The organism is Parazoarcus communis (assembly GCF_003111665.1).
Classification (GTDB): Bacteria; Pseudomonadota; Gammaproteobacteria; order Burkholderiales; family Rhodocyclaceae; genus Parazoarcus; species Parazoarcus communis_B.
On record NZ_CP022188.1, the window covers coordinates 377,746 to 401,485 of the forward strand.

Sequence of the window (23,740 nt, forward strand, 5' to 3'; positions counted from 1 at the left end):
ATGAGCCACAGCGCGCAGCTCGCGACCGTTGCAAGTGTCCGCCAGGTAAGACTGCGCTACCGCGACGTCATTGCCTTGGATGGCATTGACCTGGACATCCCCGCTGGACGGATGGTCGGTCTGATCGGCCCCGACGGCGTGGGCAAATCCAGTCTGCTCTCATTGCTGGCGGGTGTGCGCATCATCCAGGAGGGCACGGTCGAGGTGCTGGGTGGCGACATGGCCAGCAAGGCCCATCGCAAGCAGGTATGCCCGCGCATCGCCTACATGCCGCAGGGACTGGGCAAAAACCTGTATCCGACGCTCTCGGTCGAGGAGAATCTGCAATTCTTCGCGCGCCTGTTCGGTCATGGCGCCGCAGAGCGCCGCCAGCGGATCGACGAACTGACTCAGGCCACTGGCCTGTTCAAATTCCTGGAGCGCCCGGCAGGCAAGCTGTCCGGGGGCATGAAGCAAAAACTCGGCCTGTGCTGCGCGCTGATTCATGACCCGGATTTTCTGATTCTCGATGAGCCGACGACTGGCGTGGACCCGCTGGCGCGCGCGCAGTTCTGGGATCTGATTGACCGTATCCGCGCCGATCGCCCCGGCATGAGCGTGATTGTGGCCACGGCCTACATGGATGAGGCCCAGCGCTTCGACTGGCTGGCCGCCATCGACGACGGCAAGGTCCTCGCCACCGGTACGCCGAAGGAATTGCTGGAGACAACAAACAGCCCGAACCTGGAAGAGGCATTCATCCGCCTGCTCCCGGAAGAGAAAAAGCGCGGACACCAAGCGGTTGTCATTCCGCCTCTGCCTGAGGACGGCGCGGACGATATCGCCATCGAAGCCGAGGGGCTGACCATGCGCTTTGGCGACTTCGTTGCTGTCGACAGTGTCTCCTTCCGTATCCGGCGCGGTGAGATCTTCGGCTTCCTCGGTTCCAACGGGTGCGGCAAGTCCACGACGATGAAGATGCTCACCGGCCTGCTGCCGGCGAGCGAGGGCCGGGCCTGGCTGTTCGGCCACGAAGTGAACCCGCATGATCTGGGCACCCGCCGCCGCGTCGGCTACATGTCCCAAGCGTTCTCGCTCTACAGCGAAATCACGGTACGCCAGAACCTGGAGTTGCACGCCAAGCTGTTCAGCGTGCCCCCGAAGGACATTCCGGGCCGCGTCGAAGAGATGGTGGAGCGCTTCGGCCTGGTGGACGTCATCGACAGTCTGCCGGCCAGTCTGCCTCTGGGCATACGCCAGCGCCTGTCGCTGGCCGTTGCCATGGTGCACAAGCCAGAGTTGCTGATTCTGGACGAACCGACCTCCGGCGTCGATCCGGTGGCACGCGACGCGTTCTGGCGGCTGCTCATCGAGCTGTCGCGGCGCGACCGGGTGACGGTCTTCATTTCCACCCACTTCATGAACGAGGCCGAACGCTGCGACCGCATGTCGATGATGCATGCGGGCAAGGTGCTCGACAGCGACGTGCCCGCCAGACTGGTTGAGAAGCGTGGTGCCAAAACCCTGGAAGAGGCCTTCATCGGCTACCTCGTCGAAGCGGAGGGCGGCACGGCCGCCCCGGCCAGCCAGCCTCCGGCTGCCGACCAGGCGGATCAGCCACCCGCGGTGCCCGCCGAACACGGCGGCGGTCACTCCGCTGGCGGTTTCAGTCTGCAGCGCATGTTCAGCTATCTATGGCGCGAAACGCTGGAACTGCAGCGCGACCCGGTGCGCGCCACGCTGGCGCTGGGCGGTTCGCTGCTGCTGATGTTCGTGATCGGCTTCGGCATCACCATGGACGTCGAGGACCTGAGCTATGCGGTGCTCGATCGCGACCAGACCACGCTTAGCCAGAACTACACGCTGAACTTGGCCGGATCGCGCTACTTCACCGAGCACGCGCCGATCATCGACTACGAGGACCTTGATCGACGCATGCGCAACGGCGAACTGTCGCTGGCCATCGAAATCCCCGCTGGCTTTGCCCGCGACGTGTTGCGGGGCCAGAACGTGCAGATCGGCGCCTGGCTCGACGGCGCCATGCCGCAGCGCGCGGAAACCGTCCAGGGCTACGTTCAGGGCATGCACCAGCACTGGCTGCAGATACAGGCCAGCGAGCGCGGCGGCGCCAGCATGGCTGGCAACACCAACGTCGAGACGCGCTTTCGCTACAACCCCGATGTCAAGAGCCTGCCGGCCATGGTGCCTGCGGTGATCCCTCTGCTGCTGCTCATGCTGCCGGCCATGCTGACCGCGCTGGCGGTGGTGCGCGAGAAAGAGACGGGATCGATCACCAATCTCTACGTGACGCCGGTCACGCGCATCGAGTTCCTGCTTGGCAAGCAGTTGCCCTATGTCGGCCTGGCCATGGTGAACTTCCTGCTGATGAGCCTGCTCGCAGTGACCATCTTCGGTGTGCCGGTCAAGGGCAGCTTCTTCACCCTGGCGCTGGCCGCGCTGATCTTCTCCTTCGCCGCGACAGGCATGGGGCTGCTGGCCTCGGCCGTTACACGCAGCCAGATCGCGGCCATGTTCTTCGCCATGATCGGCACCCTCATACCGGCCACCCAGTTCGCCGGCCTGATCGATCCCGTGTCCTCGCTCGAAGGCTCCAGCAAGTTCATCGGCGAGATCTACCCCGCCACGCACATGATTTCCATCAGCCGTGGCGTATTCAGCAAAGCGCTTGGCCTGGCCGACCTGACAGGGCCGCTGTGGTCGATGCTCATTTCGGTTCCGGTCATTCTCGGCGTGGCTGTTTTGCTACTCAAGAAGCAGGAGCGTTGAGATGCGCAGAAGAAACCTGGCCAACATCTACGACCTTGGTGTCAAGGAGCTGTGGAGTCTTTGGCGCGATCCGATGATGCTTGTGCTCATCGTCTACGTGTTCACCGCGTCGGTCTACACCAAGGCCACGTCCATGCCGGAGACGCTGCACAACGCGCCCATCGCCATCGTCGACGAGGATAATTCGGCGCTGTCCCAGCGGGTTGCCTCGGCCTTCTACCCCCCGCAGTTCACGCCACCGGCCATGATCGACTATGGGGACGTGGACCCGGGCATGGACGCGGGGCTGTACACCTTCGCTCTGGTCATTCCGCCCAACTTCCAGCGCGACGTGCTGGCGGGGCGATCGCCTGCCGTGCAGCTCAATGTCGACGCCACCCGCATGAGCCAGGCCTTCACCGGCAGTGGCCATGTTCAACAAATTTTCACCGGTGAAGTCAACGAGTTCGTCAAGCGTTATCGCAGCACCACCGCGCCACCCGTGGATCTGGCCTTGCGCGCGCGCTTCAACCCCGCCCTCGACAAGGCCTGGTTCGGCTCGGTGGTGCAGATCATCAACCACATCACACTGCTGTCCATCATCCTGACCGGCGCAGCGCTGATCCGCGAGCGCGAGCACGGCACCATCGAGCACCTGCTGGTGATGCCGGTCACGCCCGCGCAGATCATGCTTTCCAAGGTCTGGTCGATGGCTCTGGTCGTGCTGATCGCCTCCTTCCTGTCCCTCAACCTCATGGTGCGCGGCGTCCTGGGCGTGCCCATCGAGGGCTCCCTTGCGCTGTTTTTCGCCGGCGCGGCGCTGAGTCTCTTCGCCACCACGTCGATGGGCATCTTCATCGCCACGCTGGCGCGCAACATGCCGCAGTTCGGCATGTTGATGATGCTCACCATCATGCCGCTGCAGATGCTCTCGGGTGGCACCACGCCGCGCGAAAGCATGCCCGAGATCGTGCAGAACATCATGCTGATCGCGCCCACCACCCATTTCGTGGAATTGAGCCAGGCCATTCTCTACCGGGGTGCGGGCCTGGAGACGGTGTGGCAGCCCTTTCTGGCGCTGGCCTTGATCGGCACGGTGCTGTTTTCCCTGTCGTTGGCGCGTTTTCGCAAAACCATCGGCCAGATGGCCTGATCGGTTCACCGCCCACTTGGGCATTTCAACCAGTAAGGAGCTTGACCATGAGCAACGAAACTATCCCCCTGAACCTGTTCAAGGCGAACGTGGAACTGCAGTTACGCCTACAGCGCTTGATGCAGGAAAACGGCCAGCAATGGCTGGAGAACGCCACGCGCGCGGGCAGCGAGAGCATTGCCGAGTCCGGCGCCGAAATCGAAAGCCTGCTCAAGGCCCAGAATTGGCAGGAACTGGCCACGCTGCCCGCACAAGCCTTCTGGCGTCAGTTCCAGTACCACGTGGGCGGCGCGCAGGCGCTGACACAAGTCGCGATCAAAAACCAGACAACCTTCACCCAAGGCCTGCAAATAGCTATTCAAGACTGGCAGAAATCGGTTACGCAGGCCGTAGGCCAGGGCGATGCGGTACTCCCGTTCCAGGATATCTTCAAACAGTGGGGAGCCGTGTGGGCCTCGGCGCAGGATAAGGAGGCACCGGGCAAGACCGGTGGCCGCAATGCCGGCTGAACAACGTACCGCCCTGGTCACGGGCGGCACTGGCGGCCTGGGCGAAGCCATCGCCCGGGCCTTGCACGATGTTGGCCATACCGTGCTCGTCGTCCACTCGCCAGGCAATGCCAGCATCGGCGCGTGGTTGGAAGCCCAGACGGACGAAGGCTACAACTTCATCGCCTACGGCGCGGATGTGGCCGACCATGCCTCCTGCCAGGAGTTGGCCGGCCTCATTCAAGCAGACGGTTACCACATCGACATTCTGGTCAACAACGCGGGCATCACGCGCGATGCTACGTTCCGCAAGCTGAGCTACGCCGATTGGGATGCGGTCCTGCGCGTCAATCTCGACTCCGTTTTCAACGTCACCCGGCCATTCATCGACGGCATGCTCGAACGCGGCTGGGGCAGGATCGTCAACATCGCCTCCATCAACGGCTCCAAGGGGCAGTTCGGCCAGACCAACTACTCCGCCGCAAAGGCCGGCATGCATGGCTTCACTAAAGCCCTTGCGCAGGAGGTGGCGCGCAAGGGCGTGACGGTCAACACCGTCTCGCCGGGGTATCTGGATACGAAGATGGTGACGAGCATGTCGGAAGAAGTGGTCAAGCAAGTGATTGCCGGTATTCCCGTGGGTCGTCTGGGACGGCCTGAGGAAATCGCTGCACTGGTTGCATTCATCGTCAGTGAATCTGCGGGGTTCATGACCGGCAGCAATGTATCGATGAACGGTGGCCAGCATATGTACTGAGTGAGGAAGGGCCAGCAAGACGATGTGCCTGCGGCCCCTTGCCATTCAATTTTTCAGTTTCATCACAGAAGGAGTGCCCATCGCCATGAATCGAGACACCACGACATCACCAGCGGCCGATTGGGGGCAGTTGCTGTGGGACCCGTTGCGACTATCGGCGATGGCAACCGAGTATGCAGTGGATGCCTGGCAGCGATCCATTCTGTATGCCGACGTTCGCCGCCAACGCGGCAACCAGTACCTGGAGCATTTGCAGGAGCAGACGCCGAACGTACTCGACTTCGCCTCCGAGGTCATCATGTCCGGGCTGGATCTTCCGCGGCCAGTCAACTATGGCCTCGTGCGCATCCTGCCGCCAGCCGACACGCCGAGCGATCCCCGCAAGCGACCGTTCGTGGTGGTCGATCCACGCGCGGGCCACGGCCCGGGCATCGGCGGCTTCAAACCCGACAGCGAGGTCGGGGCAGCCCTCAAGGCAGGGCATCCCTGCTACTTCGTTGGCTTTCTGCCCGATCCCGTTCCCGGCCAGACCGTCGAGGACGTCATGCGCGCCGAAGCGGCCTTCGTGCGCAAGGTCGGCGAGCTGCACCCCGGCAGCCGCGGCAAGCCCGCTGTCATCGGCAATTGCCAGGCGGGCTGGCAGATCCTGATGGCAGCTGCCGTCTGGCCCGAACTGTTCGGACCGATCATCGTCGCCGGCGCGCCGCTGTCGTACTGGGCGGGCGACATGCCGATGCGCTATGCAGGCGGCCTGACCGGCGGTAGTTGGTTGACGGCATTGACCGGCGATCTGGGCGCCGGTCGGTTCGACGGCGCCTGGCTGGTACAGAACTTCGAGAACCTGGACCCGGCCAATACGCTGTGGAGCAAACAGTACAACCTGTACGCCAAGGTCGACACGGAAGGCCCGCGCCACTTGCAATTCGAGAAGTACTGGGGCGGCCACGTGTTCCTGAACGATGTGGAAATACAGTACATCGTCGATAACCTGTTCATCGGCAACAAGCTGAGCACCGCCCAACTGATGACATCCGATGGCGTGCGCATCGACCTGCGCAATATTCGCTCGCCGATCCTGGTGTTCTGCTCCTATGGGGACAACATCACGCCACCGCCCCAGGCCCTGGGCTGGATCACCGACCTGTACCGCAACGACCTGGACGTGCTGGGACATGACCAGACCATCGTCTACGCTACCCATGACAGCATCGGACATCTGGGAATCTTCGTCTCCGGCAGCGTCGGGCGTAAAGAGCACCAGGAGTTCGCTGAGAACATCGACATCATCGACGTGCTGCCGGCAGGCATTCACCACATGCAGATCGACGAGCATCACGACGAGGCGCAGGAACACGAGCCAGCCAGTGACGCCTATCTGACCCGGATTCGCCGCAGCAACATCGATGAAATCCGTGAGATCGTTCGCCCCGATCCCGAGAGCGATCGCCGTTTTGCCGCCGCTGCGCGGATCTCCGAGATCAACTTGGCCTGCTACCGCAGCTTCGTGCAGCCGTGTGTACGCGCCTGGGTCACGACCGAGGGCGCACGGTCGCTGGAGCCCCTGCATCCCCTGCGCGTCGGCTACGAACTGTGGTCCGACCGCCAGCCGCTGGCAGCCGCTGTGCAAGAGGCTGCGCAACATGTGCGCGAGCACCGCCAGCCCGTCGCCGAGGCCAATCCTTTCCTGCAACTGCAGGCACAGTTTTCCACCGCTCTCGAACAGACGCTGGATCAATTCCGCGATTGCCGCGACCGGATCTACGCGCAAGCCTTTGACACGCTGTACAGCCTGCCGCTGGTGCAGGCCATGACAGGGCAGAGCCTGCACGATGAGGCACCGCCGCGGGCCCATCCCAGCGAGACGCCCGAGCACCGCCAGTATCTGGCGCAAGAGTTGACCCGCCTCGAAGGAGCCGTTCACAGCGGTGGGCTGGTGGAAGCAGCCATACGGGCACTGTTCTTCGTGCTGGCCGAGCGTGGCGAGGCCGATGAACGGCATTTTCGCCACGCAGAAGAGCTGGTGCGCCCCCAACTGGGCAACGACTTCGACATGCAGGCCTTCCGCCACCTCGTGCGTCGCCAGGCTTTGCTCATGAGGCTCCACGAGGACGCCGCGGTGTCCGCCATCCCCGGGCTGCTGAACAACGTAGCGCCTGATGACATCCGACAGGTTGCGGGGATGATCGCGCAGGTGCTCGGCAGCGGCGATGCGCTGTCCGCACCAGAGCAAGCCAAGTTGAAGCAGGTGTCTACCCTGTTCGAGCAGGCGATCCGCCGGGCGCAGGCGGCTTCGGCGCCCGCTATGCCCTCTGCCCATGACGCACCCTCTGCGGTCGCGGACACGAAACCCAAGACCTCCTCGCCAAAGCCGAAGGCGCCTCAAAAGACAACCGCGTCCAAGACACCCGCCGCGCCGCAGACAAGACAAACACGGCGAGGAAAAAGCACATGACGACTTCGCCCAAACCGGTCGATGCCACTGCCGATGCATGGCATGTCCTGCGCAACCGCACCTTCGACGAGATCGCCATCGGCGACAGCGCCAGCCTCGAACGCGCGTTTTCGTCGCAAGACATCCACATGTTCGCGCTGCAATCGGGCGATGTGGATCCAGAACCTGCTGTGTCCTCAAGCGCTCGGGGCACCACGGAGGCCATTTGTGCAAACGCCCTGATCTCGGCTGTGCTGAGCACACGCCTGCCGGGGCCTGGAACCCGCTATGTCAACCAGAATCTGTGCTTCCTCGGGGCCGTTCGACCCGGCGACAGGCTGACCGTGCGGATGCAGGTGACCAGCAAGGACACGGCCAACCACCATGTCACGCTGGCCTGCACCTGCACCAACCAGGAGGGGGTAGCGGTTTTCCAAGGCCAGGTAGAGGTCGTGGCGCCCACCGAACGCTTGGAACGAACGCGCACCGTGTTGCCGGAAATCCACCCGAATGCGCAGGGCCGCACAGGCCTGCAAAGCCTGCTGGCGCACGTCGCGCACTTGCAACCGATTCGGGTGGCCGTCGCCCATCCCTGCGATGCCCCCAGTCTGTCCGCTGCGCTCGAAGCACGCCACGCGGGGTTGATCGAACCGGTGCTGGTCGGATCACGGGCGCGGCTGGAAGCAGTCGCCACAGAGGCCGGGCTGGATCTGGCCGACGTCACCATTGTGGACACACCCCACAGCCACGCCGCCGCGCAGCAAGCCGTAGCCTTGGCGGCCAATGGCGAAGTCGAAGCCCTGATGAAAGGGAGTCTGCACACCGACGAACTGATGTCCGCGCTGGTTTCGGCAGCAGCGGGGTTGCGCACCAAGCGCCGGGTCAGCCATTGCTTTTTGCTACAGACACCGGCCTATCCGCGCCCGTTCATCGTCACCGATGCAGCGATCAATATCGCCCCGACTCTGGAACAGAAGGCAGACATCATCCGCAACGCCATCGAGCTGGCGCAGGTGATCGGCGTGCGCGAACCCAAGGTCGCAATCCTGGCCGCAGTCGAGACGGTCAGCCCGACGATGACGGCCACGCTGGACGCTGCGGCGCTGTGCAAGATGGCCGATCGCGGCCAGATCACTGGCGGCCTGCTCGACGGGCCGCTGGCCTTCGACAACGCCGTCTCCATCGCCGCTGCGCGTATCAAGGGGATCGTTTCCGAGGTCGCCGGGCAAGCTGACATCCTCGTCGTGCCTGACCTGGAGAGCGGCAACATGCTTGCCAAGCAGTTGATCTTCATGGGCGGCGCAGCCAGCGCCGGGATCGTTCTTGGAGCCAAGGTGCCAGTCATTCTGACCAGCCGCGCCGACTCGCGTGATACACGCATCGCCTCATGCGCGATCGCACTGATGCTGGCCCACCACTATCGGCTGTCACCCCCTTGAGCGGACTTGTTAGCAACTTAACCACCCCTTTGGAGGAAACACCATGCAGTACTCATTCTCTGGCCGCGTAGCCCTGGTCACCGGTGCAGGGTCTGGCATTGGCGAGGCCATTGCCCGGCTGCTTGCAAGCAACGGCCTGAATGTCGTCGTCTCCGATGTCAGCGCCGACAATGCGCAGCGCGTCACCAGCCTCATCAACGCCGAGGGCGGCCACGCCGTGGCCAACGTGGCCGACGTGGCATGCATCGATGAGGTCCAGGCTGCCGTGGCCTGCGCGGTCGATACGTTCGGCGACCTTCATTTTGCCGTCAACAACGCCGGTATCGGTGGCGACCAGAGCCCGGCGGGAGAACTGGACCCTGCCGCCTGGCGCCGGGTGATCGATGTCAACCTGAACGGCGTGTTCTATGGCCTGCGCCATCAGATTCCCGCCATCCTGCGCTCGGGAGGCGGCGCCATCGTCAACGTCTCCTCCATCCTGGGGGTGGTGGGCGACGCAGCGAACCCTGCGTACGTCGCAGCCAAACATGGCGTGACCGGGCTGACCCGCTCGGCAGGACTGGCCTATGCGTCCAAGGGAATCCGGATCAATTCGATTCATCCCGGTTACGTGCGTACGCCCATCCTGGATTTCCTGGATGAATCGGCCCTCCAAGAGGCCGTTGGCCTGCATCCGATCGGTCGCCTGGGTACACCGGACGAAATCGCCCATGCCGTGGCGTTTTTGCTGTCGGAAGGAAGCAGCTTCCTTGTGGGCACCCAGCTCATCGCCGATGGCGGCTACACGGCGCGCTGAGTCTGAAGACGATGAGACAGCAGACACCCCCGCACACCTCGGCGAAGTCGCGCGGACGGCGCGCAGAGAGGACGACCTGATGGACGTCACCATGGCCCGCTCCGGGCGCCGCGAACACGGACTGATCCTTGTGCTGAACTGCGGTTCATCCAGCATCAAGTTTGCGGTGTTCGATTCCTCGGCCGCGCCACTGCCGCGTCAGGCATTGTGGAATGGCAAGGTGCAGGGAATCGGCGGCGCCAACCCGGATTTCGGAGAGACCGGAGTTGCGCCGTTCTCGATCGAACTGGACACGGCACATCCGTATCGCGCCGCACTGCGCCTCATCCGCGATCGTGTCAGCCGGCGGCTCGACGGCCGCCGGATCGGTGCGGTCGCCCATCGTATCGTCCACGGCGGCAGTAAATACTTCATGCCCGTGCGCGTGGACGCGAATGTCCTGGCCGACCTCAAGGGCTACATTCCTCTGGCCCCGCTGCACCAGCCATTCGCGCTCGAAGCCGTGGAGATCCTGCTGCGGGAGCAGCCAGATCTGCCACAGATGGCCTGCTTCGACACGGCCTTCCACCACACTTTGCCCCAGGTCGAGAAGGTCCTGCCGTTGCCCTATGCCGCATGGGAGCGCGGTCTGCGTCGGTACGGGTTTCACGGCCTGTCGTATGAGTACATGGCAGTGGCCTTGCCCGAACGCCATGGCGACGCCGCGCGCGGTCGCACCGTCGTTGCCCATCTGGGCAGTGGCGCCAGTCTGTGCGCCATGCGTGGACTCAAAAGCGCGGCCACCACCATGGGCTTCTCCGCGCTTGACGGCCTGATGATGGGCACCCGCACCGGCGCGCTCGATCCGGGTGCGGTGCTCTACCTGATGGAAATCGAGAAGCTCTCACTGGAGCAAGTGGGGCGCGTCCTCTATCACGAGTCCGGCCTGCTCGGCGTTTCGGGAATCTCGGCCGAGCCGCGCGTCATTGTCGGACACGAGAACGATGCAGGCGAAACGGGGGAGCGAGCGCGCTTGGCACTGGCCCTTTACGTGCGCCGCATCGTACGCGAGATCGGGGCCTTGGTCGCCGTGCTGGGTGGCCTGGACATGCTGGTGTTCACGGCGGGTGTCGGTGAACACAATGCGTTCATTCGCGAGCGCATCTGTGCGGCGCTGGGCTTTTTGGGCATTGCCTTGGATACCGATGCCAACGCCAGCCACGCGGCGAAGATTTCCAGCGATCACAGTCAGGTCACCGTGGCGGTCGAGCCCACCAACGAAGAGTGGATAGCCGCCAGCCATGCGCTGTCCTGCCTGGACAGGGAGAAGGCGCGATGACGATCGATGCCTTCCATGGATTCACGCTCGCCATCCTGCTGTTGTTCGTGGGCAAGGGCTTGGTTGCGCGTTGGGGCATCTTGCGTCGATACAGCATCCCGGAATCCCTGGTGGGCGGCTTGGCCTGCGCCCTGGTTGTCTTCGCCCTGTACTACGGTGCGGGGATCGTCATCAGTTTCGATCTCGAAGCGCGTGACGCGCTGCTGCTGTACTTCTTTGCGGCCATTGGCCTGGGTACCGACGCCCGCACGCTGCGCCATGGTGGACGGCCCTTGCTGATCCTGTCGGGGTTGGCCATCGGGTTCATGGTGCTGCAGAACCTGGCCGGGATGGAGATGGCACGCGCCTTCGGCCTGGATCCGCGCACCGGGCTGATGGTGGGATCGATTTCCCTGACAGGAGGCGTGGGCACCACCTTGGCCTGGTCCGATCACTTCGTTCACAACCTCGGCATTGCGCAAGCGCAGGAACTGGGATTGGCAGCGAACATGATCGGCCTGATCGCGGCCTGCACCATCGGGGGCCCAGTCGCAAGCTTGCTCATGCGTAGGCATCGGCTTCAAGCCTCTGGGGACAGCGCCCTGGAAATTGGCACGCTGCACAGGGATGAGCAGCATGCCCGCCTGGACTACTACGGCCTGCTGCTGGCATTGCTCTGGCTCAACTTCGCCTTGATGTTGGGATACGGAATCAATGCCTTGGTCGCGCGTACCGCCGTCACGCTGCCCGCCTTTGTGGGCTGCCTGCTGGCCGGAATTCTCCTGCGCATGGCGGCCGACTGGATGAGGCCAAGTGGGCGCGGACGTTTATGGAACTGGCCGAGCATGCAGCCAGGCATCGCCCTGGTTTCCGACATGTCATTGGGCCTGTTTCTGACCATGGCGCTGATGGGACTCAGGCTCTGGGAACTGCAGCCCGTGCTCGCCTTCATCACGGCGGCGATGCTGGTGCAGATTGCCTTGGTCATCGCATTCGTTTTGCTGATTGTTTTTCGGGCAATGGGCAAGGATTACCAAGCCGCCGTGGTGTGCGCGGGTTTCGGCGGTATTGCGCTGGGATCTACCGCCACTGCCATCGCCAACATGACGGCGGTGACTCGGGAGCATGGTGCGGCACGCGAGGCGTTCATTGTGGTGCCCTTGGTATGTGGGTTCGTCATCGATATTGCGAACGCACTGGTAATCAGCCTGATGGCCGGTTAGGCGAAGCGAAACAGCGGAGCGAGCTGGCAGATGGATACATCGCTGACGCGCTGGCGAGGCGTCGTCGCCCAGGAAATCGCAATCGACTCCCGTTTTCAAGCAAGGGGCTCTTTCTACTTGTGCAGAAATAGAGGTAATACGCTTTGACGAATAAAAAGAACGGCAATATCGACTCAGCCATCAATCCGAAGTTGGATGGGGATGCCCATGTCGCTTGGGCACAGGCTTGGTCGTCTATTTCGCCGGAGACATCGTTGCTCGCGTGGGTGGACTGGGCGAGCCATTTAGCAAACAGTCCTGGCAAGCAAGCCGAGCTTTTGGCGTTTGCAGCCTCCCTGTCCGAGCAATGGATGGCCGTATTGAAGAAGAATCCGGCCAACCCGGACCGGGGAGCCACCGCTCCTGACCGGTCACCTGTCAATGACCGCCGCTTCAACGATCCTGCATGGGATCAATGGCCCTACGACCTTTTCCGCAGTTCATTCGTCAATCAGACCAAATGGTGGGAGCAGGCCACGCAGGGGGTGTGGGGAGTGGATCCGAAACACCAACGCCTGCTGGCGTTTGGCGCCAAACAGTGGCTGGAAATGCTTTCGCCCGCCAACGCTGCGGTTTTCAACCCCGTTGTCCTGAAAAGAACCATCGCAGAGCAAGGCGCCAATCTAGCGCGGGGGACGTCCAACTTTCTCGACGACTTGCGTCGGCAACTATCCGGCCAGCCTCCCGCGGGAACGGAGAACTTCGTCGTTGGGCGCGACGTAGCGGTCACGGAAGGAAAAGTCGTTCTGAGAAATCGACTGATCGAACTGATTCAGTACACGCCCACTACCGAGAAAGTCCATCCCGAACCGATCCTGATCATTCCTGCCTGGATCATGAAGTACTACGTACTGGATCTGTCACCGCATAACTCGCTGATACGGTATCTGGTTGCGCAAGGGCATACGGTTTTTTGCATCTCCTGGAGAAATCCGGATGCTGAGGATCGAGATTTGGGCATGGATGAGTACCTGGAGTTCGGCCTGCATGCAGCGCTGGACGCTGTGACTTCCGTCGTCCCCGGGCATGGAGTCCACGCGGCTGGTTATTGCCTGGGCGGAACGCTACTGGCCATTGGTGCTTCAGCCATGGCGCGTGATGGCGATACGCGGCTGGTGTCGGTAAGCCTGCTTGCCGCACAGACGGACTTCAGCGAACCGGGCGAGCTGAGTCTTTTCATCAACGAGAGTCAAGTGGCGCTGTTGGAAGCCAGCATGGCTCAAACCGGTTATTTGACCTCCGACCAGATGAGCGGAGCTTTTCAGCTACTGCGTTCCTACGATCTCATATGGTCTCGCATGATTGACGAATACCTATTGGGCGATCGCCGGGCAATGACCGACCTGATGGCTTGGAATGCCGATGGGACTCGCCTCCCCGCGAAGATGCATTCGCAGTATCTCCGACGCCTTTACCTGAATAACGATCTCAGCGCGGGGCGTTATCCCGTCACGGGTCGCCCCGTTTCAGTGGGAGACATCGCTGTACCGGTGTTTTGCGTCGGCACTGCCTCGGATCATATTGCGCCTTGGCGCTCGGTTTACAAGCTGCATCTCCTGTCTTCGGCCGAGCTGACTTTCGTGCTGACCACTGGAGGACACAACGGCGGCATCGTGAGCGAGCCCGGCCGAGGTAACCGCCAATATCAAATCCATACCCGCGCGGCCGGTGATGGATACATGGCGCCGGATGAGTGGCAAGCGACGATGCAGACGCATCCGGATTCCTGGTGGCCCGCATGGTCGGCGTGGCTGCGAGAGCGTTCCGGTGATGTTGTTGCGCCTCCGCTCATAGGTGCTGAATCCAGTGGATACCCCACTGTTTGCGACGCCCCAGGGGAATATGTACGCAACTGAATAAGCGTATCCCGCGTCCGCTATTGCGACACGGTATACGCAATATCTGTTCGTCATCCCGTTCTACTCTGATAACTGGAGACATTCATGTACTCAAGAATCCTGGTTCCGCTCGACGGAAGTCCTACTGCCGATTTGGCGCTCCACCACGCTGCGGTGCTGGCACGCCTGAATGGCGCAACCATCGTCTTGCTGCACGTCATCGAGGAGATGAAGCACAGCAACGGCTTCGAGAGGCCGAGGATCTATATTGAAGAAGTGAGGCCGGGCTTCCTGGCGGCCGGGCAGAAGCTGCTGGACGAGGCGGCGCTGCGGCTGAGGCAGGAAGGCCTGGCGGTTGAGACCGTCCTTCTGGAAAGCAAGGGCGAGCGCGTCTCGGTGCTCATCGCTCAGCAGGCACTGACCACTCAATGCGAGTTGGTGGTGTTGGGTACTCACGGACGCCGGGGCGTGGACAGGCTGCTGATGGGAAGCGATGCAGAGCAGCTCGCTCGCATCGCACCAGTTCCGGTGATGCTGGTGCGCCAGCCCCAATCGGTCATTGCGACTGCAACCCCTGGGCAGGGTGGCACGCCAGCGTGACGAAGGTTCAGTCCACCGACCAAACTGAATGGAGGCTGAAAGTCGCAGCCCCCTTGCTGCTGCTATTGCTGAGCGCCTCCGCACAGGCCCAGTCCTGCCACCAGGACAACCCGCTGCGCTCAACGGGAACGCTCAATCTGCGGATCGACAACGACATGTTCGGCGGCATTGGACAAGACCAAGGGTACTCCAACGGGTTTCTCGCCAGTTGGGTTTCCCCCAACCTCGTGGACTATAGCGATGACCCTTGTCTACCGCGTCTCGTCCGTGGGCTGAATCGCTTTCTCACGATGCTCCAACCCCAAGGCTTCGACGAACAGAACATGACCATCGGCTTCGGGCAGATGATGTACACCCCGAACGACAAAACGCGCAGCGATCTCATCAAGGATGATCGTCCTTTCGCGGGCGCCTTGATGTTGAGCCTTGGCTATAACGCGAGGCGGGGCGATACGCTGCGCACTTCGCAACTCCGCGTGGGGGTGGTGGGGCCCTCCTCCCAGGCCAGGCAAGTCCAGAACTGGTGGCATGACACCGTCGGAGTGGACAGATTCAATGGCTGGAGACATCAACTGCGCGACGAACCCGTGCTGCAGTTGCTCCACGAACGCCGAACACGAGTCATCAGGCAAGAAAACGTCAGCGGTTGGGGTTGGGATCTGACCCGCCACTGGGGCGGCAGCTTGGGCAATTTCGCCACCTACGCGAATGTCGGCGGAGAACTGCGCTATGGCCTACGCCTGCCGGACGACTTAGGCACCGCACCGCTGCGCCCGGCTGGAGAAAACACCTCGCCCGTGCGTAAGACCGCTGGCAGCAACTGGAACGGGCACCTGTTCGTGGCACTCGACGGTCGCTGGGTTTTGCACGACATCACGTTGGACGGCAATACGTTCAAGTCCAGTCATAGTGTTGATAAACGGCCATTCGTGGCCGATGTGGGCTATGGCATCGCGATGACTCAGGGCAACTGGCGCATCGCGATAGCCCGCTACCACCGCACCCGCGAATTTCGTGGACAAAAGGAAATCCCGGTCTACGGAACGATCACCGTAGGACGGCGATTCTGATGCAGATCGATTCCTTGAACGCCATGCAAGCCACTCTGTTGCTGTTCATGACAAGAGCCTGGTTGCTTGTGGAGCTACCACGTCGACGCAGTACTGCCAATGCCGTCGTCATTAGCCAGTTGGCAAGGTGAACACAGCGAGCTGAACGATAAGGCACCCGCGCTCGATAAGAGACCAAGGACAACAAATAAGGAGATAAATGGATGCAACGACTCACCCTGGCCCTACCCGGCAATGAAGATCTGGCCCGCGGCATCGCGCAGGCATGCGGCAGCGAAGCCGGCCGCATCGAAACGCGCCGATTCCCCGATGGCGAGAGCTATGTCCGGTTGCATGGCGAACCTGCCGATCGGATCGTGGATGTGATTTGCACGCTGGCCCATCCTGATCCGCAGTTCCTGCTTCTGGCTTTTGCCGCTGACGCGGCGCGCGAACTTGGCGCGCAAGAGGTGAACCTGATCGCACCGTATCTGGCCTACATGCGCCAGGACAAGCGATTCCATGACGGAGAAAGCGTGACGTCGCGGTCCTTCGCACGTCTGGTCTCATCGACCTTCGACAAGCTGCTCACGGTGGATCCGCATCTGCACCGCTATCCGACACTATCAGCGGTCTACACGATCCCCACCATCACCTTGCATGCCGCACCACTGCTGGCCGACTGGATCGCGAATCATGTCGAAGAACCTTTGATCGTGGGCCCCGACGAGGAAAGCGAGCAGTGGGCCGGCGCCATCGCGTCCCGCATCGGCGTACCGCACGCTGTGCTTCGCAAGACACGCCATGGCGATCGCAGCGTGGACATCGATGTTCCCGACCTGTCGATCTGGCGCGGCAGAACGCCGGTGCTTGTGGACGACATCGCATCATCAGGCCGCACGCTCGCCGTCGCGGCGCGCAAGCTCGCCGAGCAAGGAATGCGCAAGCCGGAGTGCGTAGTGGTGCATGCCCTGTTCGCCGAGGATGCCTGGGCCCAATTGACACCGTTGTTTGCCCGAATTACGTCCACCGACGCAGTACCGCATCCGAGCAACCGGATTGGTCTCGCTTCGCTGATTGCCGACGCTCTCTCTAGCGGGAAAACCGATCCGCGAGGCTGATCTTTTTATCGATCCAACTATTTTCAAGGAGACCTGAAATGTCCTCTCAAGCTAACCTCGCAACCGATTGGCGTGCTGGTTACGGGCCCATCGCGCACAGGTCTGAAACCATCGAACGTATGCAGGCCCTAGTGCAACGTCTGGTCGCGCAAAGGCGTATAGCAGACGAAGCCTCGGCCCATGCGCTGCTGGCTGCAGCCGACCGGGTGGCCTGCACGGCCATGAGCGTAGTGGCGCATATGACCTATGCCCGGCGCATCGACCGAAGCGGCTGCCCACTGGGCTCCGATGATTTCAAACAAACGCCCGAAGGCCACACCGGCGGCTCGCTCAACATGGTGCCAGCCTTCGTGGGTTATCTGTTGGCCAACGCGCTGACCGGGACGACACGCGGCTGGCTCATGGGGCAGGGGCACTGCGTGGCCGCGATCGAGGCGGTGAACGCACTGACCGGCGATGTATCCGCCGCCCAGCGTGGACGCTACGACCGCAGCGAGGCGGGCCTGTCGCGTTTGATCGCGGACTTCTACTCCTATGCCATCGATAAGCAGGGTCGGCCCGCGGTACCGCTGGGTAGCCATGCCGGGCCGAACACGGCCGGCGCGATCTCCGAAGGCGGCTATCTGGGGTTCGCCGGGCTGCAGTATGTGCACACGCCGTTGCCGGGAGAAAGCCTGGTGGCATTCCTCAGTGATGGCGCTTTCGAGGAACACCGTGGCTCGGACTGGGCGCCGCGCTGGTGGCGCGCCGAGGACTGCGGCTTCGCCATCCCGGTCATGATTCTCAACGGACGGCGCATCGAGCAGCGCACCCAGATCGTGCAGGAAGGTGGCGCTACCTGGCTGGCCGAAGATCTGCGCCACAACGGCTTCGATCCCGTCATCGTTGATGGACGTGATCCGATGGCGATCGCATGGGCCATTGTTGAAGCCGAAGACACGCTGAGCGCCTTCGCCGCACGCTCGGATCGGCGCTATCCGGTCAAGCTGCCCTACGTGATCGCCGAGACGGAGAAAGGTTTTGGCTTCCCGGGCGCGGCGACCAATGCCGCCCACAACCTGCCGCTGAACGGCAATCCGCGCGAGGATGCGCAGGCACGCGAGGCCTTCAACGCAGGGGCTGCGGCGCTGTTCGTGCCCGAGAGCGAACTGGAAAACGCGCTCACCGTCCTTGCGAATCACGGCCAGAGCCAGCGCTCGCGCGAAAGCGAGCACCCCATGGCCCTACGCCATCCAGCGAGCCCTCATCTGCCGATGCCGGCCTGGGCGCCAACGGAGGTATCGGGCAGCGCCATGTCCGCACTGGACCGTTGGTTCGTGGAGCTGGTGCAGGCAAATCCACAGTTGCGCATCCGGATCGGCAATCCCGACGAACTGGCCAGCAACAAGATGGGGGCCACTCTGGCGCTGCTCAAGCACCGCGTCAACGTGCCCGAACCCGGCGTCCCGGAATCGACGGATGGCTCGGTGGTCACCGCACTCAATGAAGAAGCCGTTGCGGCCGCCGCCCTCGCCAACAAAGGGGGGCTGAACCTGATCGTCAGCTACGAGGCATTCGCGGTCAAGATGCTTGGATTGATGCGCCAGGAGATCATCTTCGCGCGTCGGCAGAAGGAGCTGGGCCAGCCGCCAGGCTGGATCTCCGTCCCGCTGATCGTCACATCCCACACCTGGGAGAACAGCAAGAACGAGCAGTCACACCAGGACCCGACCATTGGCGAAGCATTGCTGGGGGAGATGTCGGACACCGCACGCGTGTTGTTCCCGGTGGATGAAAACACGGCGTGCGCCGCGTTGCGAGCGGTCTACGCCAGCCGCGGCCAAGTGGCTTGTGTGGTGGTCTCCAAGCGCGACACGCCGAATCACTTCAGTGCCGCCGCGGCTCAATCGCTGATCGAGCATGGAGCAGCCCATGTAGCCGGCGATCCGTCCACCGCACAACTGCAATTCGTAGCGATTGGCGCCTACCAGTTGGAGGAAGCGCTCAAAGCCCATGCCCGCCTGGAGCACCATGGGCTTGCGTCGTGCATCACCGTGGTGGTCGAGCCCGGCCGTCTACGCATTCCGCGAGACGAACTTGAGGCCGCCTTCGTGCTCGGTGACGAATCCCTGCAAGCGCTCTTCCCGCCTCACCTGCCGCGCGTGTTGATAAGCCATACCCGCCCTGAGCCGATGCTGGGCGTGCTTCGCCGCATTGACAGCGGCCCTTCGAAGACGCGGGCTTTGGGCTACATCAACCACGGCGGCACCCTCGATGTGGCTGGAATGCTGATCGCCAATCGATGCACCTGGGTGGATGCCATCTATGCCGCTGCGCAAGTGACCGGCTGGAACAGTTCGCAGGCTGCTGCTGCCGCGACCGACGCGTGAATTTCAAGTGGTTCTGACACGGTCCGCAGTGACCGCGCCAGCTCCTGATTTCACAACCCACCAACAAGCGAGGAGACAACTTCATGCTCTCACTGACCAGCCTGGGCGGTGCCGGTACCGTCACCGGCTCCAAACACCTGATCACATATGGCAGTACCCGCATCCTGATCGACTGCGGACTTTTCCAAGGACTGAAGAACCTGCGCGAGCTGAACTGGCAGCATCTTGTCGTTGAGTCCAAGGACATCGATGCGGTTGTACTGACGCACGCGCACCTGGATCATTGTGGATATCTCCCCCGATTGGTGCTGAACGGGTTCCGCGGGAAGATTTTCTCGACGCCAGCCACACGGGACGTCGCCGAACTCATCCTGCTCGACAGTGCTTGGTTGCAGGAGAAGGATGCCGAGTTCGCCAACCGGAAGGGATTTTCCAAGCACAAGCCAGCCCTTGCCCTGTATCGGGTCCGAGATGCCGAACGCACGCTCTTGCAGTTCAAGCCCGTGCCACTGCATCAGGAGACGGTATTGCCGGGCGGTGCACGCCTGGTTCTACGCAGGGCCGGCCACATTCTTGGAGCGGCGACGGCGCAGATCGACATCGGCGGCAAGCGTTTGGTGTTCTCCGGCGACCTGGGCCGCTATGACGATGCGGTCATGCCTGATCCTGAACCCGTCACGGAAGCGGACTACATCATCATCGAGTCCACCTATGGCAATCGTCATCATGACCGTTCCGATGCCGTCGAAGCGCTAGGCGACATCATCGAGCGTACGACTCGCCGCGGAGGCACCGTAGTGATTCCCGCTTTTGCCGTAGGACGCGCGCAGTCGTTGATCTATGACCTATGGCTGTTGCGACAGCGCGGTCGGCTCCGCAACGTGCCCGTCTATCTGGACAGTCCCATGGCCACCAGCGCAACTGCGCTGCTGCACCGCCATGCCGACGACCACAAGCTCGCTCAACACGATTTCGAGACGGCATTCTCAGAAGTCACATACGTGCGCGACGTTGAAGAGTCCAAGGCGCTATCGGCGAATCGATACCCCAAGGTGATTATTTCCGCCAGCGGCATGGCCACCGGCGGCCGCGTGCTGCATCACATAGAAGCGTTTGGCGGTAGCCATCAGAACACGCTGCTGTTCTCTGGATTCCAAGCAGCAGGTACGCGCGGGCGCAAGCTGCTTGAGGGCGCTCGCGAAGTCAAGATCCATGGACGCTGGATGCCGATCAAGGCAGAGGTCGCCGAGCTTGCGATGTTGTCGGCTCATGCCGACAGCGATGAGCTGATGCGATGGCTGCGCGGCTTTACCAAGGCGCCGGAAAGAGTGTTCATTGTTCACGGTGAATCTGATGCCTCTGAGGCGCTGCGCGAACGTATCCAGCGCGAACTCAATTGGCACGCATCGGTGCCCATGCAAAACCAGGAGTTCGCCCTGTGAGTGCCCGCATCACGCCCCAGACACCCGCCTTGCAAGCATTGCGCATGCGACTGCATGCCCAGCATCAACCCGTCGTCTTGATGCGTACCGATTGCCATGTCTGCCGTGCCGAAGGGCTGGCACCGCGGTCACAGGTACTGATCATTGCCGGCGACCGCACTGTGCAAGCGCTACTGTACCAAATCGACAGCGATCTGCTCAAAACCGGACAGATCGCTCTGTCCGAGGCCGCCTGGGATGCCCTGGACATTCATGAGGGCGATCTTGTGCAGGTTCGGCATCCTCCGCTGCTCGAATCGTTGTCGGCCGTGCGTGCGCGAATTCACGGCCACCGACTGCAAACGACGGAGTTGCAGGCGATCGTCCGTGATGTGGTCGATGGTCGCTATACCGATGTCGCACTTTCGGCCTTCCTGACCGCAACGGCGGTACTGCCTCTGGATATGCAAGAGACCATCCATCTCACCCGTGCGATGGTCGATGTCGGGGATCACCTGCAATGGCAGGCTCCGATTGTTGTGGACAAGCATTGCGTGGGCGGATTACCGGGAAATCGCACCACGCCGTTGGTGGTTGCCATCGCCGCAGCCAATGGATTGGTGATGCCCAAGACCTCATCACGCGCCATCACCTCTCCCGCTGGCACCGCGGACACCATGGAAACGCTGGCTCCTGTAGACCTGGACCTGGATACGCTCAGAAAGGTCGTGGAGAAAGAGGGTGGATGCGTGGCGTGGGGCGGCGCGATGCACCTCAGCCCCGCGGACGACATCTTCGTGCGTATTGAGCGTGAACTGGATATCGACACGCAAGGACAACTGATTGCCTCGGTGTTATCCAAGAAGATTGCAGCAGGGGCGACCCACATCGTGATCGATATTCCGGTTGGGCCAACCGCAAAAGTCCGCAGCCGGGAAACTGCCGAGCATCTTGCGCATCACCTTTCGGAAGTCGCCGCGTCATTTGGCCTTGTATTGCGTTGCCTGTTTACAGACGGGAATCAGCCTGTCGGCAGAGGTATCGGCCCGGCGTTGGAGGCGCGCGACGTGTTGGCCGTATTGCGCAACGAGGCGGATGCGCCGCAAGACCTATGTGACCGCGTGGCGTTGGTGGCGGGCGCGGTGCTTGAGCTTGGCGGCGTCGCCAAAGAAGGGGAGGGACTTCGGTTGGCTCATGAGACGATCAGCAGTGGCCGCGCGTGGGAAAAATTTCAGAGAATCTGCGCGGCTCAGGGGGGATTTCGTGAGCCGCCCCAAGCTCTCTATGTCGAACCGCTTTTGGCAACCACTTCAGGCCGAGCAGTACACATCGACAACCGTAAGCTTTCTCGTTTAGCCAAATTGGCCGGTGCGCCTGAGAGTCCAGCCGCAGGGATTCAATTGCAGGTGCGCTTAGGTGACGAGATAACACGCGGACAACCATTGATGTTTTTGCATGCGCAAACCTCTGGAGAGATGGCCTATGCACTCGCATACGTACAAGGCATTGGGGACATTGTAAAGATTGAACCTTAGCGCCGTGGATAAACAGGGCTCTTGAATGCTCGGTCAAACACAGCCCGGCCTCTCGTTTGGAAAAGTTGAACGCCTACATCTCATGCTCAAGAACATATGAAAAAACATCGCTTAAAAGAAGTTTTCAACCTGCATCGCGTGGAGCAAACAGAAGGAGGTCGTCAGCGCCTGAATAGGAACATTGCTCATGGAACTGCGGCACCTGCGTTGCTTTATCGTTTTGGCCGAAGAACTTCATTTCACACGGGCGGCTGAGCGTCTTCACATTGAGCAACCTCCTCTGTCCCGCGCCATCAAGGAGCTTGAGGACGAGTTAGGCGCTGTGCTCTTCGACCGGGACCGCCGGGGCACCCGACTGACCGCTGCGGGTGCCGTGTTCCTGCAGGACACTCGCCGGCTATTCACCGTCCTGGAGCAGGCCCGCGAGAACGTCAAGGCTGTCGCGGCGGGCTTGCGAGGCAGCCTGCGCATCGCCGTATCCGACGGCGCGCTCGATCCCCGGCTGTCGGCGTTTCTAGCCCGTTGCCGTGCCGAAGAACCCGAGATCGAGATACGGATGTCCGAAGTGCCTTTGGCCGAGCAGTTGCGCGGCCTGCGCTCGGGCGACTTCTGCATCGGATTCGCTCATACCGCCGACGTCGGTGATGGCATCGTCGCCGAACCTATCTGGCAGGACCCGCTGGTGGTCGCCTTGCCAGCCCGGCACGCACTGCTCGTCCACAAGGAGGTTCCACTCCATGAACTCCGGGGGCATCCTCTTGTCCTGTGCGATCCCCAGGTGTGCGAAGGCTACTGCCGCGAGTTGGCGCGCCTCCTGCAGACCCAGGAACACAAACTGAATGTCGTTGAGGAGGTTTCCTCGCTGGACATGATGCTCACCTTGGTCGGTGCCGGCTACGGCGTGGGCTTCATGACGGCGACCAAGATTCCGGTCAGCCAGCGACCGGACGTGGTGATCCGTCCATTGGCGCTGGATACAGCCGTGATCACCACCTACCTGCTTCGACTCGAAAGCAGCAACTCATCGGCTTCGCTGGTGCGATTTATCGACCGCCTCCGGGACCCTTCGAGCGACTGACGCAACGGACCGCACCACTTAAGATTGGGCATCGGCACGAAGATTGCGTTCCGTTGCACTCATCAGCTCTGCCGCACTTATGCTGAGGGCAGCGGAGATTTTCAGTATCAATGCGAGCGTGGGCATGTGCTCCCCACGCTCGATCTTGCCCATATGCGAGCGAGCTATACCAGCCATGGACGCGAATTCATCCTGAGCGACTCCCTGCGCCAAGCGGGCAGCACGCACCGCTTGGCCGAAGGCCAGTGCCGGCTCGGCTTCATAGGTGGTTGTGCCAGGGGGGCGGCCCGGTTGAACGCTGCGCTTCTGCATCACCAGAAGCGTCGATCAATCGACCGAATTTAACCACGTTAAAGATATC

18 protein-coding genes are annotated in these 23,740 nt (G+C 62.0%); 17 read left to right on the plus strand and 1 reads right to left on the minus strand.

All coding sequences use genetic code 11. The features are described 5' to 3' along the window. The 17 genes from rbbA (at position 1) to CEW87_RS01815 (ending at position 23,379) form a co-directional block, all read left to right on the plus strand. Complete coding sequence (rbbA, locus tag CEW87_RS01735; protein WP_003050052.1) at positions 1 to 2,766, plus strand: ribosome-associated ATPase/putative transporter RbbA; 2,766 nt, start codon at positions 1 to 3, stop codon at positions 2,764 to 2,766. 1 nt (position 2,767) lies between these two features. Continuing rightward, the gene (locus CEW87_RS01740) at positions 2,768 to 3,898 is read left to right on the plus strand and encodes an ABC transporter permease (protein ID WP_003050050.1); all 1,131 of its coding nucleotides are present in this window, start codon (positions 2,768 to 2,770) and stop codon (positions 3,896 to 3,898) included. Between the two features lie 47 nt (positions 3,899 to 3,945). Then, complete coding sequence (locus CEW87_RS01745) at positions 3,946 to 4,407, plus strand: phasin family protein (RefSeq protein WP_003050047.1); 462 nt, start codon at positions 3,946 to 3,948, stop codon at positions 4,405 to 4,407. Further along, positions 4,397 to 5,143, plus strand: coding sequence for an acetoacetyl-CoA reductase (gene phbB, locus CEW87_RS01750; RefSeq protein ID WP_003050045.1), 747 nt, complete (start codon positions 4,397 to 4,399; stop codon positions 5,141 to 5,143). The genes CEW87_RS01745 and phbB overlap by 11 nt, the downstream gene beginning before the upstream one ends. Before the next feature lie 85 nt (positions 5,144 to 5,228). After that, complete coding sequence (locus CEW87_RS01755) at positions 5,229 to 7,595, plus strand: DUF3141 domain-containing protein (RefSeq protein ID WP_023656967.1); 2,367 nt, start codon at positions 5,229 to 5,231, stop codon at positions 7,593 to 7,595. Beyond that, the gene (locus CEW87_RS01760; protein ID WP_003050041.1) at positions 7,592 to 9,013 is read left to right on the plus strand and encodes a bifunctional enoyl-CoA hydratase/phosphate acetyltransferase; all 1,422 of its coding nucleotides are present in this window, start codon (positions 7,592 to 7,594) and stop codon (positions 9,011 to 9,013) included. Before CEW87_RS01755 ends, CEW87_RS01760 begins: the two co-directional genes overlap by 4 nt. Positions 9,014 to 9,056: 43 nt before the next feature. Then, complete coding sequence (locus tag CEW87_RS01765) at positions 9,057 to 9,809, plus strand: SDR family NAD(P)-dependent oxidoreductase (RefSeq protein ID WP_003050039.1); 753 nt, start codon at positions 9,057 to 9,059, stop codon at positions 9,807 to 9,809. Between the two features lie 79 nt (positions 9,810 to 9,888). Next, positions 9,889 to 11,127, plus strand: a complete 1,239-nt coding sequence (locus CEW87_RS01770) for an acetate/propionate family kinase (RefSeq protein WP_003050037.1) — start codon at positions 9,889 to 9,891, stop codon at positions 11,125 to 11,127. Further along, a complete protein-coding gene (gene gltS / locus CEW87_RS01775; RefSeq protein WP_003050035.1) occupies positions 11,124 to 12,329 on the plus strand; it encodes a sodium/glutamate symporter in 1,206 nt (401 codons plus the stop codon). Before CEW87_RS01770 ends, gltS begins: the two co-directional genes overlap by 4 nt. A 143-nt stretch (positions 12,330 to 12,472) precedes the next feature. Continuing rightward, positions 12,473 to 14,224: a PHA/PHB synthase family protein gene (locus tag CEW87_RS01780; RefSeq protein ID WP_020307805.1), complete on the plus strand. Its 1,752-nt coding sequence runs from the start codon at positions 12,473 to 12,475 to the stop codon at positions 14,222 to 14,224. Positions 14,225 to 14,311: 87 nt separating this feature from the next. Next, entirely contained in the window at positions 14,312 to 14,806 is a 495-nt protein-coding gene (locus CEW87_RS01785; RefSeq protein ID WP_018715727.1) for a universal stress protein, read from the plus strand. After that, on the plus strand, positions 14,803 to 15,876 hold the full coding sequence (locus CEW87_RS01790) for a lipid A deacylase LpxR family protein (protein ID WP_018715726.1): 1,074 nt from the start codon (positions 14,803 to 14,805) through the stop codon (positions 15,874 to 15,876). Before CEW87_RS01785 ends, CEW87_RS01790 begins: the two co-directional genes overlap by 4 nt. A gap of 203 nt (positions 15,877 to 16,079) precedes the next feature. Next, positions 16,080 to 16,976: a ribose-phosphate pyrophosphokinase gene (locus CEW87_RS01795; protein ID WP_003050021.1), complete on the plus strand. Its 897-nt coding sequence runs from the start codon at positions 16,080 to 16,082 to the stop codon at positions 16,974 to 16,976. Positions 16,977 to 17,014: 38 nt separating this feature from the next. Next, positions 17,015 to 19,345 (plus strand): D-xylulose 5-phosphate/D-fructose 6-phosphate phosphoketolase, encoded by a 2,331-nt coding sequence (locus tag CEW87_RS01800; protein ID WP_020307802.1) that lies wholly within the window; start codon positions 17,015 to 17,017, stop codon positions 19,343 to 19,345. 83 nt (positions 19,346 to 19,428) lie between these two features. Next, on the plus strand, positions 19,429 to 20,787 hold the full coding sequence (locus CEW87_RS01805) for an MBL fold metallo-hydrolase RNA specificity domain-containing protein (protein ID WP_020307801.1): 1,359 nt from the start codon (positions 19,429 to 19,431) through the stop codon (positions 20,785 to 20,787). Beyond that, positions 20,784 to 22,301, plus strand: coding sequence for a thymidine phosphorylase family protein (locus tag CEW87_RS01810; protein ID WP_020307800.1), 1,518 nt, complete (start codon positions 20,784 to 20,786; stop codon positions 22,299 to 22,301). Before CEW87_RS01805 ends, CEW87_RS01810 begins: the two co-directional genes overlap by 4 nt. A 187-nt stretch (positions 22,302 to 22,488) precedes the next feature. Next, the gene (locus CEW87_RS01815) at positions 22,489 to 23,379 is read left to right on the plus strand and encodes a LysR family transcriptional regulator (protein ID WP_003050005.1); all 891 of its coding nucleotides are present in this window, start codon (positions 22,489 to 22,491) and stop codon (positions 23,377 to 23,379) included. An 18-nt stretch (positions 23,380 to 23,397) separates the two neighbouring features. Here the strand turns inward: CEW87_RS01815 and CEW87_RS01820 are convergent, their stop codons facing one another. After that, entirely contained in the window at positions 23,398 to 23,691 is a 294-nt protein-coding gene (locus CEW87_RS01820; RefSeq protein WP_003050003.1) for a helix-turn-helix domain-containing protein, read from the minus strand. Positions 23,692 to 23,740: the final 49 nt, after the last annotated feature.

What these genes read in the sequence shown, in the direction of transcription:
- CEW87_RS01795 (WP_003050021.1), top strand. Translation starts at nt 16,080, where the DNA reads ATGCAACGACTCACCCTGGCCCTACCCGGCAATGAAGATCTGGCCCGC.
- CEW87_RS01815 (WP_003050005.1), top strand. Translation starts at nt 22,489, where the DNA reads ATGGAACTGCGGCACCTGCGTTGCTTTATCGTTTTGGCCGAAGAACTT.
- CEW87_RS01805 (WP_020307801.1), top strand. Translation starts at nt 19,429, where the DNA reads ATGCTCTCACTGACCAGCCTGGGCGGTGCCGGTACCGTCACCGGCTCC.
- CEW87_RS01760 (WP_003050041.1), top strand. Translation starts at nt 7,592, where the DNA reads ATGACGACTTCGCCCAAACCGGTCGATGCCACTGCCGATGCATGGCAT.
- phbB (WP_003050045.1), top strand. Translation starts at nt 4,397, where the DNA reads ATGCCGGCTGAACAACGTACCGCCCTGGTCACGGGCGGCACTGGCGGC.
- CEW87_RS01765 (WP_003050039.1), top strand. Translation starts at nt 9,057, where the DNA reads ATGCAGTACTCATTCTCTGGCCGCGTAGCCCTGGTCACCGGTGCAGGG.
- gltS (WP_003050035.1), top strand. Translation starts at nt 11,124, where the DNA reads ATGACGATCGATGCCTTCCATGGATTCACGCTCGCCATCCTGCTGTTG.
- CEW87_RS01755 (WP_023656967.1), top strand. Translation starts at nt 5,229, where the DNA reads ATGAATCGAGACACCACGACATCACCAGCGGCCGATTGGGGGCAGTTG.
- CEW87_RS01785 (WP_018715727.1), top strand. Translation starts at nt 14,312, where the DNA reads ATGTACTCAAGAATCCTGGTTCCGCTCGACGGAAGTCCTACTGCCGAT.
- CEW87_RS01770 (WP_003050037.1), top strand. Translation starts at nt 9,889, where the DNA reads ATGGACGTCACCATGGCCCGCTCCGGGCGCCGCGAACACGGACTGATC.
- CEW87_RS01745 (WP_003050047.1), top strand. Translation starts at nt 3,946, where the DNA reads ATGAGCAACGAAACTATCCCCCTGAACCTGTTCAAGGCGAACGTGGAA.
- CEW87_RS01820 (WP_003050003.1), bottom strand. Translation starts at nt 23,691, where the DNA reads ATGCAGAAGCGCAGCGTTCAACCGGGCCGCCCCCCTGGCACAACCACC.
- CEW87_RS01740 (WP_003050050.1), top strand. Translation starts at nt 2,768, where the DNA reads ATGCGCAGAAGAAACCTGGCCAACATCTACGACCTTGGTGTCAAGGAG.
- rbbA (WP_003050052.1), top strand. Translation starts at nt 1, where the DNA reads ATGAGCCACAGCGCGCAGCTCGCGACCGTTGCAAGTGTCCGCCAGGTA.
- CEW87_RS01800 (WP_020307802.1), top strand. Translation starts at nt 17,015, where the DNA reads ATGTCCTCTCAAGCTAACCTCGCAACCGATTGGCGTGCTGGTTACGGG.